This is a genomic window from Congregibacter variabilis, assembly GCF_045689235.1.
Taxonomy (GTDB): domain Bacteria; phylum Pseudomonadota; class Gammaproteobacteria; order Pseudomonadales; family Halieaceae; genus Congregibacter; species Congregibacter variabilis.
Window position 1 is genome coordinate 2,395,489 of the sequence record NZ_CP136864.1, and the last position, 14,039, is coordinate 2,409,527.

General features: G+C 56.3%; 11 protein-coding genes. 8 read left to right on the forward strand and 3 right to left on the reverse strand.

Annotated elements, in window-relative coordinates; all coding sequences use genetic code 11:
• Positions 1–44 precede the first annotated feature (44 nt).
• A complete protein-coding gene (locus R0135_RS10545; RefSeq protein ID WP_407346799.1) occupies positions 45–1,241 on the forward strand; it encodes a fumarylacetoacetate hydrolase family protein in 1,197 nt (398 codons plus the stop codon).
• 27 nt (positions 1,242–1,268) lie between these two features.
• Here R0135_RS10545 and R0135_RS10550 read toward each other — a convergent pair whose 3' ends face one another.
• Complete coding sequence (locus R0135_RS10550) at positions 1,269–1,550, reverse strand: carotenoid oxygenase family protein (RefSeq protein ID WP_407346800.1); 282 nt, start codon at positions 1,548–1,550, stop codon at positions 1,269–1,271.
• Positions 1,551–1,623: 73 nt separating this feature from the next.
• Here R0135_RS10550 and R0135_RS10555 point away from each other — a divergent pair, with 73 nt between their 5' ends.
• The 4 genes from R0135_RS10555 to R0135_RS10570 all read left to right on the forward strand — a co-directional run bounded on the left by R0135_RS10555 (position 1,624) and on the right by R0135_RS10570 (position 8,729).
• Complete coding sequence (locus tag R0135_RS10555) at positions 1,624–2,775, forward strand: methyltransferase (RefSeq protein ID WP_407346801.1); 1,152 nt, start codon at positions 1,624–1,626, stop codon at positions 2,773–2,775.
• 50 nt (positions 2,776–2,825) lie between these two features.
• Positions 2,826–6,104 (forward strand): VPS10 domain-containing protein, encoded by a 3,279-nt coding sequence (locus tag R0135_RS10560; RefSeq protein WP_407346802.1) that lies wholly within the window; start codon positions 2,826–2,828, stop codon positions 6,102–6,104.
• A gap of 154 nt (positions 6,105–6,258) precedes the next feature.
• On the forward strand, positions 6,259–7,722 hold the full coding sequence (locus tag R0135_RS10565; protein ID WP_407346803.1) for an NAD(P)-binding protein: 1,464 nt from the start codon (positions 6,259–6,261) through the stop codon (positions 7,720–7,722).
• Positions 7,723–7,763: 41 nt separating this feature from the next.
• Complete coding sequence (locus R0135_RS10570; protein ID WP_407346804.1) at positions 7,764–8,729, forward strand: alpha/beta fold hydrolase; 966 nt, start codon at positions 7,764–7,766, stop codon at positions 8,727–8,729.
• A gap of 88 nt (positions 8,730–8,817) precedes the next feature.
• Here R0135_RS10570 and R0135_RS10575 read toward each other — a convergent pair whose 3' ends face one another.
• A complete protein-coding gene (locus R0135_RS10575; protein WP_407346805.1) occupies positions 8,818–11,007 on the reverse strand; it encodes a PQQ-dependent dehydrogenase, methanol/ethanol family in 2,190 nt (729 codons plus the stop codon).
• A gap of 235 nt (positions 11,008–11,242) precedes the next feature.
• Complete coding sequence (trxC, locus tag R0135_RS10580; protein WP_407346806.1) at positions 11,243–11,701, reverse strand: thioredoxin TrxC; 459 nt, start codon at positions 11,699–11,701, stop codon at positions 11,243–11,245.
• 226 nt (positions 11,702–11,927) lie between these two features.
• Between trxC and R0135_RS10585 the strand changes: the two genes are divergently transcribed.
• From R0135_RS10585 to R0135_RS10595, 3 genes are read left to right on the forward strand one after another with little or no spacing between them, the layout of a single operon-like run.
• Entirely contained in the window at positions 11,928–12,500 is a 573-nt protein-coding gene (locus tag R0135_RS10585) for a hypothetical protein (protein ID WP_407346807.1), read from the forward strand.
• 9 nt (positions 12,501–12,509) lie between these two features.
• Entirely contained in the window at positions 12,510–13,700 is a 1,191-nt protein-coding gene (locus tag R0135_RS10590) for an MFS transporter (RefSeq protein ID WP_407346808.1), read from the forward strand.
• Positions 13,701–13,738: 38 nt separating this feature from the next.
• Positions 13,739–14,029: a 4a-hydroxytetrahydrobiopterin dehydratase gene (locus R0135_RS10595; RefSeq protein WP_407346809.1), complete on the forward strand. Its 291-nt coding sequence runs from the start codon at positions 13,739–13,741 to the stop codon at positions 14,027–14,029.
• Positions 14,030–14,039: the final 10 nt, after the last annotated feature.

Sequence of the window (14,039 nt, forward strand, 5' to 3'; positions counted from 1 at the left end):
CGGACGGAACCTAAAAACAAGGTGCTATAAAGGCGAACCTATTAATGCCAGCAAGAACGCTAAGAAACAGTAGTTTCATAATTCTCGGGGCAGGCATTGTGACGTTCATTGCCTGGCTGACATCTGAAGACCCCAAGTTCAACATAGCGAGCTTCGAGAACGAGCCACTTACACTAGAAATCGCTGATCTCGATACAGCGCTAACACTTGCGCAGTACACCGCTGCGAATGGAGACATTGTCACGTTACTTGTTGAGGCCATCGACGGCTCTAAAGTGAGCGGTGTCACCCTTACGGATCTTGGTGCTGCTCAAGTCAGCGATCCATTTACTGCACTAGCATCGATCAACAAAGATCAACTAGCGAGTGTTTCCTCTTCAACGATAAAACGGCATGTGATTGATATCGCGGCCCTCCGGCCTAGCGGCCCCCCGGGTAAACGACACATAGGCATTGGAACAAACTTCCCTGAGCACGCTGCTGAGGCATCCAGTAACTCCGTCTTTAACTTCCCGAAATTCGGAGCCGCCACACCCGCTCGCACGACGGTGCCTGCACCGGCAGACGGCCTGCTGGACTATGAGGTCGAACTTTGCATGCGCTTTGATCGCCCTATCGAGTCTTTGAAAGACTTTGAGGCTGCGGTCAAAGGGGTTTTCCTCTGCGCTGACTTTACGGACCGGGTCGCTCTCCTGAAGCTCGCCGATGCGGACAATCTCGACTCAGGCTATGGCTTCAGCGATGCAAAAAGTGGTCCCGGGTTCTTTCCCACAGGTCCGTTCCTGGTTATCCCAAAAGACTGGAAGGCATTTGTTGCGGGCACTCGAATGATGACATACGTCAACGGCGAAGCGCGTCAGGATGCTCGGGGCAGCGAAATGATTCTTGATTTTCGTGAACTCACCGAAAAAGTGCTCGGCGATATGTCGGCGCCGCGTTTTTACTATGACGATGCATTCTACAAGCTCACACCAAATCAGCGCATCGACAGAGACATGACTCTGATGTCCGGCACCTCCGAAGGCGTCATCTTTACACCCCCCTCACGACACGACTACATCGAGATAATACTGGCCTATCTGCTCAAAGGCGGCCCCTTTAGCGAAGACAGCCTTATGGATACCGCTATCCCGGTCTTTATTGGCAATGAGCAAGCCTCGGGACATTTTTTAAAACCGGATGATATTGTGAGCTACCGCGCTAGCCAACTTGGCGACATCGTAGTAGAGGTAAGGCCTTAGGCTTTCCTCTACGATAAGTCATAGTAACTAGGCCCCCAAGAAGCACCCATGAAAACCCAAGGGCAGCACGCGATCCATCTCCGCCGTCATCACCGGACCGGATGCCAGGTCCGCCGCTCTAAGCACCGCAATGCCGCTGCGTTTATTGGCATAGTCCAGATAGCTATGCAGCGCATAGCCCCCCGCGGCGCCAAGCAAAGCCTGAGCCTCAAATGGCTTGTGGCTATCGTAACTGGGGAACAATCCTATGCGCAGAGCCTGCTTCCCGGAGCGCGAGGTACTATCTAAACTTAACTGCCAGGATCGCACCCAGGCCGTTTTGTATGCGATTCATTGGCAACTAATCTGACGCGCGCAAGATCCAAGGTTCCCGGAGCAGTTTATGAGCACAACCGAAACCACTCTGGAAGTTGCCCAGGGCCGCTTCACCCTGCAACGCCGCCCCAGGCGTCGCAAAGAACTGCTGCGTGCCTGGGACGCGGCGGACGAATATTTGCTGCGCGAAGTCGCAAAGCAAAGACCAGCGCGCGCTGACCGTCGTATTCTGGTCGTTAACGACAGCTTTGGAGCACTCACCGTAGCCTTGGCGCCCTGGGCAAGCCAGGCCTGGTCGGACTCCTTTCTCAGCCAACTGGCAACACGCGATAATCTTCTGGCCAATGGCATTGATCCCGGGACAGTGACTCTGCTGCACAGCATGCAACAACCGACAGGTCCCCTTGACCTGATACTGATCAAGGTGCCCAAGACCTTGGCCTTGCTCGAAGATCAGCTGATAAAGCTAAGACCGCTACTGACTGCCGACACCAAGGTGTTGGTGGCAGGCATGGTCAAAGCCTTGCCCCGCAGCGTGTGGACGCTACTGGAAAAGTTACTGGGGCCCACCGACACGGACCTTGCATGGAAGAAGGCAAAGCTGATTCGAGTGACCCCGGACCCAGGGCTCACGGTGCCAGACAATCCCTACCCGGTGCAGTATCGACTGGAGGGTACAGACTGGTTTATCAGCAACCATGCCAATGTGTTCTCGCGCGACAGTCTGGATATCGGGACGCGATTTTTTCTGCAACACCTGCCCGTGCTGCCGCAGGCACAAGACATCATTGATCTTGGATGCGGTAATGGCGTACTAGGCCTGCAAGCAGCCGCGCGGCACCCAACCGCTATGGTGCATTTTGTCGATGAATCATTCATGGCGGTGGCGTCGGCGCGGGAGAACTTCAACCGGGCGTTCGGCGCGGCACGCGAAGCAGCGTTTTGTGTGGGCGACGGTCTCGAAGACTTCTCAGCTGCTTCGGCGGATCTGGTGCTGTGCAACCCGCCATTTCACCAGCAGCAAACGGTAGGCGACCAGATTGCCCAGCGCATGTTTAAACAGGCGCAGGAGGTGCTAAGACCGGGCGGAGAACTGTGGGTCATTGGGAACCGACACCTGGGTTATCACTCAGCGCTTAAAAGGTTGTTCGGCAAAGCCGAATTGATAGCCTCCAACGCCAAGTTCGTCATCCTGCGGGTGCAGCGCGGGCCAAGGTAACAAGTTTCCGGTTATCCTTATCACCTCAATCTAGAAAAAGGCGACTCATCATGAGAAGCGTTAAGACTATTCTGACCACGATCACACTGGCTATAGGCATCTCAACTGGCGGCACTACCTTCGCCGCAGATGACGAGACAGCGGTCTTGTCCGAGGCGACCTTCAAAGGTCTGGCCCTGCGCAATATTGGGCCGGCGGTCCGATCTGGACGCATAGCGGACCTGGCCATCCATCCTGAGAATGAAAACACCTGGTACGTAGCTGTCGGTTCCGGCGGTGTGTGGAAAACCGTCAACGCCGGCACCACCTTCGAACCAATTTTTGACAACGAAGGGTCTTATTCCATCGGCGCCCTGGCGCTGGATCCGAAGGACAACAATACGGTCTGGGTCGGCACCGGCGAGCACGGTGGCGGTCGGCACTTCGGGTTCGGGGACGGCGTCTATAAGTCCAGCAACGGCGGAAAGACCTGGACAAACATGGGTCTTAAAGACTCACAGCACATCGGCAAGATCATTATCCATCCGAACAATCCGAATACCGTTTACGTCGCGGCACAGGGCCCACTATGGAGTCCGGGTGGTGAACGCGGTTTCTACAAGTCCACGGACGGGGGGCTGACCTGGAGCAAAACCCTTGGCGACGAGGAGTTCACCGGCGTGACCGATATCGCCATTGATCCGCGAAACCCGGAGCGGGTGTATGCCGCGACCTGGCAGCATCAGCGCAGCGTGGCATCCTTGATGGACGGCGGCGCAAAATCCGCGATCTACCGCAGCGAGGACGGCGGCGACACCTGGACGCAGCTTGCCGAAGGCCTCCCCGAGGGCAAGATGGGCAAGATTGGCCTTGCTATATCGCCGCAGCAGCCCGATATCGTTTACGCCGCGATTGAACTTAATCGACGCAAGGGCGGCATCTGGAAGTCCCTGGACCGCGGCGAGTCCTGGACACAGCAGTCCGACGTCATCTCAGGAGGCACGGGCGCGCACTACTATGTTGAGCTTTATGCCTCACCGCATCGCTTTGATCATCTTTACCTCATGGACGCTCAACTCAAGCAGTCCACCGACGGCGGTATGACCTGGGGCCCGGTTAATCGTGAGCACCGTCATGGCGATAACCACGCGCTGGCCTTCAAACTCAGCGACCCGGATTACCTGCTTCTAGGAACAGATGGCGGCGTGTACGAAAGCTTTGATCAGGCAGCGAACTGGCGCTATATGCCAAACCTGCCAATCACGCAGTTTTATAAGCTGGCGGTAGATGACGCCGCGCCCTTCTACAACATTTACAGCGGCACGCAGGACAATGGCACCCAGGGTGGGCCCTCACGCACTGACAGCGTCAACGGTATTCGCAATGCAGATTGGCGGCTGGTGCTGGATTGGGACGGACACGCGCCCGCCACCGAGCCAGGCAATCCGGATATCGTCTATGCCGAACGTCAGGAGGGCGCGCTCTCGCGTATCGACATGACCACCGGCGAAGTCATCGATATACAGCCGCAACCGAGAGAGGGTGAGGATTACGAACGCTTCAACTGGGATGCGCCAATCCATGTCAGCCCGCACGATCCTGCGCGCATTTACTTTGCCAGCCAGCGCGTGTGGCGTTCGGATAATCGCGGTGACAGCTGGCAGCCGATATCCGGTGACCTGACACGCAACGAGGAGCGCTTCGAGTTGCCGATCATGGGACGCCAGCAGAGCTGGGACTCGTCCTGGGACGTGTTGGCTATGTCGAACTACAACAGCATCACTTCGCTATCGGAGTCTCCCTTGGTGGACGGTCTGATCTATGCAGGCACCGATGATGGCCTGCTGCAGATCACGGACGACGGCGGCAAGAGCTGGCGTCGTATAGAAGTCAGCCGCATGGGCGTTCCGGATCGGGCGTTTATCAATGACATCAAGGCCGACCTTCACGACCCCGATACTGTGTATGTGTCGCTGGACAACCACAAGTACGGTGATTACTCGCCGTATCTCGTGCGCAGCACCAACCGCGGGCGCAGCTGGGAGTCCATCGGGGACGACTTACCCGATCGGCATCTCGTATGGCGCATGGTGCAGGACCACGAGAAGCCCGAACTGCTGTTCACAGCGACCGAGTTCGGTGTATTTTTCTCCATCGATGCCGGAGACAGCTGGATAGAACTCGAGGGCGGCGTTCCAACGATTGCTTTTCGGGACCTGGCGATACAGCGTCGAGAAAATGACCTGGTAGGCGCGTCCTTCGGGCGAGGGTTCTTTGTACTGGATGACTACAGCGTGCTGCGTGAAGTCAGTGAGGCATCACTTAAGCAGGAGGGCTCGCTCTACTCCACACGCAAGGCCTGGCTGTACATCCCGCGATCCGACCTTGATTTTGATGACTTCAAGGGCTCCCAGGGGGCTTCGCATTATGTGGCGCCAAATCCGTCCTTCGGTGCCGTATTCACCTACCACTTGAGCGATGGACTTCAGACTCTGGCTGAAGCGCGCCAGAAAGCCGAAGAACCTCTTGAAGCAGCGGGCAAGGACATCAAGTTCCCGGGCTGGGATGCCGTCGGCAAAGAGGCGACCCAGGCAGCTCCCGCCGTGCTCGTAGTCGTCAGAGACGCGCAGGGGAACGTCGTGCGGCGCGTTGAGGGGCCGGCAGACAAAGGCTTTCACCGCATCGCCTGGGATCTGCGCTACCCGGCTCCAAACGTTATCGCACTCAATCAGGGTGACGACGACCATCAGCCGCCGCAGGGTCTGATGGCGGCGCCGGGCAAGTACACCGCCACGCTGTACAAGCGCGTCGACGGCCAGGTGAGTCAGCTCGATGAGCCCATTGGATTCGAGGTAGAGCGCCTGTATCAAGGCACGCTGCCGGGCGCCTCCGACGCTGACGTGGCGACATTCTGGCGAGCCTGGGAGAACTCCATACGAGAAGCTTCACAGCTGGCTCTGCAGCTCAAGCGCGCTGTTGCGAGCAGCGATGCTATGGATAAGGCCTTAACGCGCTCGCGGGCAGATACTGGTCAGCTTGATGCAAAACTGCATGAGCTGCGCGAGACCCTGCATGCGCTCAATGCAGAGCTCAACGGCAACCCGGCCAAAGTGGAAGTGGGTGAGAAAACCAAACCCACAGTCTCGCAGCGACTGTCTGCTGTCGAGCGCACAATCTATCGTTCCTTGTATGGGCCCACGCAAACCAGCCGAGAGGGGCTTGCGCTTGCCAACAAGGCCATGGAGTCAATCGGCGGCCGATTGGATCGCGCAGAATCCAGCATGAGGGATCTCGCCAAGGCGCTGGTCGCTGCCGGTGCTCCTTACGTCGAAGGAGTGACCCTCGACTGAGTGCTCACTGAGGACACTGCGGATCGAGAAAGCTCTGCTGCGGCGGAGCTTTCTCACAGTCGCGCCGTGGGGAACAGCACAAAAGATCTTTTGTGCTATGTTGCTTCGATCATGAAAATCGCACCGAGCAACGTCACACACGGAGAGCAGCTGCATGACCGAAATGGAAACGGACTATCTCATCATTGGTGCAGGAGCAGTTGCTCTGGCCTTTGCAGATACCCTTATTGAAGAAGACCCCGACTGCCATATCACCCTTGTAGACAAACATGCCAAGCCTGGTGGGCACTGGAATGATGCCTATGGCTTCGTCGCTCTGCATCAACCCAGCGCAACCTATGGTGTGAACTCACAGGAGTTTGCCAGCGAACAGGTTGACGATCACGGACCCAACAAGGGCTTGCACTCCCTGGCCAGCGGTGCCGAAGTACTGGCCTACTTTGAAAAAGTCATGAACATGCGTCTGCTGCCTTCGGGTCGTGTGGTCTACCACCGCCTGAGCGAATATCGAGGCAAAACCGAAAGTGGTGAGTCGCGCGTCGTGGGAATCTTCTCCGGTGAAGAAACACGAATTCGCGTACGCCGTAAAACCGTGGACGCAACGTTTTATCAGACCTCAGTGCCCTCAACTCACACGCGAAGTTTCAGTGCTACGGACGATATAAATATTGTCCCTCCTGGGGAGCTGCCTAATCTTTGGCGAAACCCCGCATCCCTCCCTCAGCACTATGTCGTACTCGGCGCTGGAAAGACCGCCATGGATACCGTCATCTGGTTGATTCAGGCCGGTGTGAGCGCGGACAGCATCAGCTGGGTGCGACCACGCGAGAGCTGGCTTTGGAATCGTGAGCATGTACAGCCGGGTGAGGATTTTTTTGAGGCGGTCATGGAAATGCAGATCGCCACTTTGGAAGCCGCGCATGAGGCTGCGGAGCGCGGCGCAGATAGTGCCGAGATGATGCGTATTCTTGGTGCTAAGGACTACTTCCTGCGTATCGACCCACAAGTCGAGCCCGAGATGTTCCACTACGCAATAATCTCTCGGGGCGAGATAGAGATACTGCGTCAGGTGAAAAACATTATCCGCCACGGTCGAGTGACAGCCCTTTCGCCGGGAGCACTCCACTTTGATGGCGATGAAGTGTCCGTACCCGAAGACAGTCTGTTTATCGATTGCACTGCGTCTGCGGTGCCATTTTCAGTTAATGATAATGCGGGCCCAATCTTTCGCGGCGATACGATCGTACTGCAACCCATGCAGATACCGCTGGTAGTTCTCAGCGCAGCCTTGGCCGCCTTCATGGAAGCCAACTTCGAGGATGACGAGGCGCGCAACGCTTTGTCTGCGCCCGGCCCGCTCACCGACAAACCCTCGACCTTTGCCTATGCGCAGATGATCAACACGATGAATCGCGGCCTTTGGTCACAGAACCCCAGCATCATGGGCTTTCTCGCTAAATCCCGCCTTGACCTGACCACGGGCACGGTCGTTGGGCTTATGGCCAAGGAAAGTCCCAAGCTGGCAAAACTGGCGCAGTTTCGTGAGACCGCACAGCGCTGCATGCCTGCACTGATCAAATTGGGCACGCAGGCGAAAGCCGTTCATGAGGCAGGCTGAGCGCTGACCTGAACCTTATAAGTGGCACTGGAGTGAACAGTATGAGTGACGTCGAATTCCGCACAATCCAGAACGGGGACATCAATCTGCGTGTTGCGATTCAGGGTTCGGGCCCACTCATCCTCTGCGTACACGGCTGGCCGGAGCTTTGGTACTCCTGGCGCCATCAGATGCGGCATTTTGCGGCCATGGGTTACACCGTAGCCGCTATGGATGTTCGCGGTTATGGCGGTAGTGACAAACCCAGCCCGGTCGCCGCCTACACCCTGGCAGAGCTTGCTGGTGACGCTGCGGCGGTCATAGGCGCGCTGTCCGATGCGCCAGCAATCCTGTTTGGCCATGACTGGGGCGCGCCCATTGTCTATGCGACAGCGATGTTGCACGCCGATAAAGTCGCTGCAGTCGCAGGCTTGAGCGTGCCCTTCCGCCCTGCCAGCGAGGTGTCGCTGCTTGAGGTAGCCCGTCAGGTGTTTGCCGAGCGGTTTTTTTACATGCTCTATTTCCAGCAAGCCAATGTGCCCGAAGCTGAATTTGAAGCGGACATTCCAAAAGCACTGCGCACTACTTACTACTCGGCCTCGGCCGATGCGCCGCCAGGCTCTTTTACGCCCGACAAACCCAGGGACTCCACGTTTTTGGATGGCATGGCTTACCCCAAGCTTATGCCAGATTGGATGAGCGATGCCGATCTACAGGTCTACATAGATGCATTTAATGAAGGTGGTTTTCGCGGACCCATTAATCGCTATCGAGCTCAGAGTCTGGACTTCGAAGCATCCAAAGCCGCGGTAGGTGTCCCACTTGCGCAGCCGGCCTGCTTTATTGGCGGCGAAGTCGATCCGGTGCGCGCGATGATCACCGGTATGGATATGTACGCCGATCTGGAGCCGGGCTATGTGGATCTGCGCGTTAACGAGCTTGTTCCTGCGGTTGGCCACTGGCTGCAACAAGAAGCCCCCGAGGCGACCAATGCCATTCTCGAGCGCTTTGTGCGTTCTTTGGTATAGCCGAAATACTGTTGCGCGCCCCGCAGGCTCGGGTTAAAGAGATCGTTGTTAACAAGCCCCAAAACCCACGCGCTTTGCTCAGTAGTGGTTATTCAGCATTTTGCTGCCGTTCGAAGCCTTTGCGAGCTTCTGACGCCACATAGGCGCGGAGGTTTTGCACGTCGTCTTTATCCAGCACCTCGGCAAAGCTAACCATGCCGTTCTCTGCAAGCAGACCGTCGAGCAAAATCTTCTCGTAGAGCTCGTACACAGCTGCGTCCGAATAGCGCAAATCGGGCGGCGAGCTGTAGGGGCCGACTACCGAGAAACCATGACAGACCGCACAGTAACGATTGTAGGTCTTAGCCCCGGCCAGCAGCGTTTCGGCATTAGCCTCGATTGTCGGCGGTTCTGGCAACGGACCGCGCTTTTCCTGAGGTCGCGGTGTATCTCTGCCGGTGTTGAGTTTGAACGTCAGCACGCGCCCGTCGTTACCGTACTCGTGATGTACTGCGCGTGGGTCATAGTTAGTGGCCACACCGCCACCGCCGTAACCCGCCAATACCGCGATGTACTGCTCTCCATCTAACTCGTAGCTGACCGGCGGCGCGATAATCCCGGTTCGAACCTCGGTCGACCATCGAGTCTCGCCTGTGCGTGCATCATAGGCGCGAAGATAGCCATCGCCAGTACCCTGAAAAACCAGGTCACCTGCGGTTGTCAGCACGCCGCCGTTGACGGCCGTGTTGAGCTTGCGCTGCCAGACAATCTTGCGCGTTACCGGATCGAAGGCTTTGAGATAACCGACGCTACTCGGCTTCTCAAGGTCTACCTCCTCTTCAATCAGAAGGTTTGCAACCAGATCAAAGTCGTTGCCAGTGTTCCATCCAATATTCTTGTATTCATACGATTCTTCGTTGGTATACACGAACTCTGCGTCATGCACCGGGATATAAACCAGTCCCGTGCCCGGGTTAAAAGCCATGGGATGCCAATTGTGTGCCCCACCAGGACCGGGTAGCACTACTTGGGCACTATCCTTGTAACTCACTGCCGGGTTCTCGATAGGGCGCCCTGTTAGCGGATCGACCCCGGTTGCCCAGTTAACCTTCGCGTAAGGATCCGCCGAGAGAAACTCCCCGGTGACTCGATCCAATACGTAGAAAAACCCATTCTTTGGCGCCTGCATGATGACCTTACGCGTTCCGCTCTCGAGCTCGAGATCTGCCAGAATCAGGTGCTGCGTCGCCGTGTAATCCCAGTTATCACCGGGAGTCGTCTGGTAATACCACACGAGCTCGGCGGTTTTAGGCTTGATCGCCAATATGGACGAGACATACAGATTGTCGCCACCGCCGGGGCTGCGGACCCAACGATTCCATGGCGAGCCGTTGCCGGTGCCTACATAAAGAAGATCAAGCTCCGGGTCATAGGCCATCGCATCCCAGGCCGTACCACCTCCACCAATCTCCCACCATTTGTGCTCGGTACCACCCGCCGACCATGTTTCCATCGCGCGCTCCAGTGCCGGATTCTCAACGGGGAGATCGGGGTCACCGGGCACGGTGTAAAACCGCCAGATCAGTTCACCCGACTCGGCATCGTAGGCAGAAATGTAACCACGCACACCATACTCCGCACCGCCGTTCCCGATTATCACGAGTCCATTAATGACCCTGGGTGCTCCGGTGATCGTATATGCCGTATCCTCGGGCGTAGTTTTTACCATCCACTGCTCTACCCCGGTTTTAGCGTCCAGCGCAAACAGCCGACCGTCCAGACTCGCGCTGAACACACTACCTTCCCAGATGGCGACTCCTCGATTGACGACGTCACAGCAAGCGACAACACCGTACTTCCCCGGCACTTGCGGATCATAGGTCCAGAGCTCTTTGCCGGTACGCGCATCCAGCGCATACACTTTGCTCCACGAGCCCGTGGCGAACATCACACCATCCACAACGATAGGCGTCGCCTCCATACCACGAAGCGTGCCGGTGTCGTAGCTCCAAGCGAAACCCAACTCGCCAACGGTCTCTGCATTGATACTGTCCAGCGGAGAATATCGCTGCTCACTGTAGGTTCGCCCATGTGCCAGCCAGTTCCCGGGCTCGGCGTCTGCGTTGCGAACACGATCAGCACCTACATCGGCAATACGCGCCGGTGGCGGCGTAGCGCTTTCATCCAACACCACCGGACTCACCCCCTGCTTGGCCTCACAGGCTGCAAGCAGGGCAATGGAAACAACCGGTATGACAAAAAGCCGTCGAATGCCCTTGCGTGGGTTTGTCTTGGTCATAGCTATTACCTGCTCCGAGTCATTGGATAGGAATCGTGTCACTTTGCATCAAACACAGCCGTAAACTGATTACCGTTGCGAATTTGCACATTTGCAAAGATGGCTGCGCACAGCGAAAAATACTGCAGGAATACCTTAGTTTTTTCTTAGGTTTAGCTTAGGCCCTGTATTTATTACGCTTTTACTCCAAGCTCAATTGCCAGCAAACAGACTGAGTGGTAGTTTTTTAGCGAAATCAGGTAGCAGCAGGCAGCTGCTGATCCAGCCACTGGCGAAACTGCGCCGGCGGTAATGCCCCGGATAGCCGAGCGAGCTCCGCACCGCGGTGAAATACCATCAGCGTCGGGATCGAGCGGATCTGAAAGCGCGCGGCGGTCGCTGGATTGGCCTCCGTATCGAGCTTGAGAAACAGCGCCCGGGTGGCCATATCAGCAGCAGCCGCGCTGAATACCGGTGCGAACTGAACGCAGGGACCACACCAGCGTGCCCAGAAATCGACCACGACGGGTAAATCACTGCGCTGAATAAATCGACTGAAGTTGCTATCACTGCCAATAATCGGTTCACCGTCAACGAGGCGCTTTCGACACTTGCCACAAATGGGTCTGTCACCAAGCTTGGCCCGAGGTACCCGGTTCACGGCGGTGCAATCGGGGCAAATAATTTCCAATGATGTGCTCTGATCAATGCTCATGGACAGCCTCTCCTTCTAGACCTTACTACTCATCTTGGCTGTAGCTGAGCAGAAATCAAGCGCAGCGACCAAATAACCTCTACCATCACCGATGCGACGTTTGCAGGCTTATCGTCGGAAGGATTCCCTGCCACCTTTATGGCTCCCTTGGCACTCTTATGGCGTGTACTCTGACTGTCAGCTACACTGGTTTGCCATGTAAATGTCAGCAATAAGCACCGCGAAAATGAATGAGTTGAATGAGGCTTTGCTCTACACCCTGTCTCAGGTCACCATCGCCCTCGTGGGCTTTTCTGCTATTGCGATCAGTTTTGCCACGCAGACCAAGAAGAACTGGGGCGTCTTTGAAAAGGCCAACGCCTGGTGTGTTTTTGGCTTTGCTGTCGTGGCCTTTCTTGCGTCGATCATTCCGCCGGTAATGATAATGGCGGGTTTAAGCGCGGATGCATCTCTCATAGTTGGCTTTGCTGTGATCGCGATAGGCGTGTTACCCATGACGTTTGGGGGTGTCGTGTTGACGCGAAGGCTCATCGCGGAGCGGGACGAGAAAGCCCGCATCACCCGCTACCTCAGCGGCCGTATGATTCTGCACGGTGCTCCGTACTGGGCAATTTTATGTACATCGGCAGTATGGTTCGCCGCATTTGATTTTCTAATCCCCCGCTCCGAGCCGGTGTACGTCAGCACGATCCTGGTGGGTATCATCCTCTGTCTTATTCACTTTTCGTTTTTTCTCGCGCTAGGTCTTGAGGCGACTGACGAAAACACCAAAGAGAAAATCCAGGCTCCTCATCATTAACGGGAGGCAGTGCCCCTGAACAACCCCCCCCCTAGGCAGCTTGGCACCCGCGAAGTGGTGCTTCTTGCTGCGGCAGGCGCAATCGTGACGGCCAATGCCTACTACATTCACCCGATTATCGGATCTGTGGCAGACAGCTTTGACGTGAGCTACGGACTTGTGGGGCTGGTGCCCGCGCTCAATCAGATTGCCCTGGCCCTGGGCGTGTTGTTTCTACTGCCACTGGGCGATCGAATGAGTAATCGCCGCCTCGCAATTATGTGTATCGCGGCTCAGGTTGCGTCACTTGTCTGCATGGCTACAGTGCAGGACTTTCGTATATTTGTTGCAGCCTCTAGCGCGCTGGGGTTTTTCACAATTACGCCGTACCTACTCCCCGCCTACACCTCAAAACGAGTCCCAAAGGAACGCCTTGGCTTTGTTACCGCGGTCCTTACAACTGGGGTGATTGCCGGTGTGCAGCTTTCGCGAGTCACCTCCGGTGCCATGGGTGAAATACTTGGTTGGCGGAGCGTTTACTGGATGGCGGCAGGGGCTATGGCTCTTTCCATGATTGTGTTGCCAATGCTCATGGATACGGACGAACCGCCGGGCGAAGCAGACAGACAAAGCTATGGCCGGCTTCTAAACTCGCTATTCACGCTCGCCTCAAAACATCCACGTATCATGGTGTCGGGCATCATCCAGGGCCTGGGCTTTTCAGCATTCTTAAGCTGCTGGCTAGGTATCGGACTACACCTGACCAGCTCTGAACTTAATCTAGGCACCGACACAGTGGGCTACTTGGCGGCATTTTCTGCAGTGGGCCTGCTAGTGACCCCGCGCCTGGGTCACTGGGCGGATCGCTTTGGTGCTGAGAAAGCGCGTTTCCGTATGGCCACCATCAACCTTTTAGGGATTCTAACTCTGGGGCTTGCAAGCTATCACTGGCTGTTTTTAATTTTGCCGATCCTGGTAATGAGCACCGTTGGTCCCATGGTCGACGTCACGGGTCGCATGACCAGCCTCAATACACCGCCGCCGGTACGCACCCGGCTCATGACTGTATACATAACACTGATGTTTCTCGGTGGAGGCATGGGCAGTTGGACGGGCACTATCGCCTACGATCTCGGCGGCTGGTGGGGTACCGTTGCCCTCACCAGTTGCTTTGCTGCCTTGGTCTGCATTCTTTCTTGGCAGCAAGCCCGTGGTCGATAACGGAGCAGTAACCCAGCTGTTAGTTCACAGGAGCAACAATGAGTACCGAGTTAACTGACGCAGGACGCAGCGCATTGGCATCTGCTGGCTGGAAGGTGGCCGCTACGCATGCCAAAAAAACCTATAAGTTCCGAGATTTCGTCGAGGCTTTTGGCTGGATGACATCCGTTGCACTCGTTGCAGAAAAACTTAACCACCACCCGGAGTGGTTCAACGTTTACCGTACGGTTGATGTGACGCTGACGACCCATGATATAGGCGGTCTGAGTGAACTCGATCTGAGCTTGGCTGAACGTTTGGACGCGCTAGCCAGTTCGGACGATGGTTAAGCCGGAATGT

Coding starts and splice junctions, on each gene's coding strand:
- R0135_RS10560 (WP_407346802.1), top strand. CDS start 2,826: ATGAGAAGCGTTAAGACTATTCTGACCACGATCACACTGGCTATAGGC.
- R0135_RS10545 (WP_407346799.1), top strand. CDS start 45: ATGCCAGCAAGAACGCTAAGAAACAGTAGTTTCATAATTCTCGGGGCA.
- trxC (WP_407346806.1), bottom strand. CDS start 11,701: ATGAGCATTGATCAGAGCACATCATTGGAAATTATTTGCCCCGATTGC.
- R0135_RS10565 (WP_407346803.1), top strand. CDS start 6,259: ATGACCGAAATGGAAACGGACTATCTCATCATTGGTGCAGGAGCAGTT.
- R0135_RS10575 (WP_407346805.1), bottom strand. CDS start 11,007: ATGACCAAGACAAACCCACGCAAGGGCATTCGACGGCTTTTTGTCATA.
- R0135_RS10585 (WP_407346807.1), top strand. CDS start 11,928: ATGAATGAGTTGAATGAGGCTTTGCTCTACACCCTGTCTCAGGTCACC.
- R0135_RS10555 (WP_407346801.1), top strand. CDS start 1,624: ATGAGCACAACCGAAACCACTCTGGAAGTTGCCCAGGGCCGCTTCACC.
- R0135_RS10595 (WP_407346809.1), top strand. CDS start 13,739: ATGAGTACCGAGTTAACTGACGCAGGACGCAGCGCATTGGCATCTGCT.
- R0135_RS10570 (WP_407346804.1), top strand. CDS start 7,764: ATGAGTGACGTCGAATTCCGCACAATCCAGAACGGGGACATCAATCTG.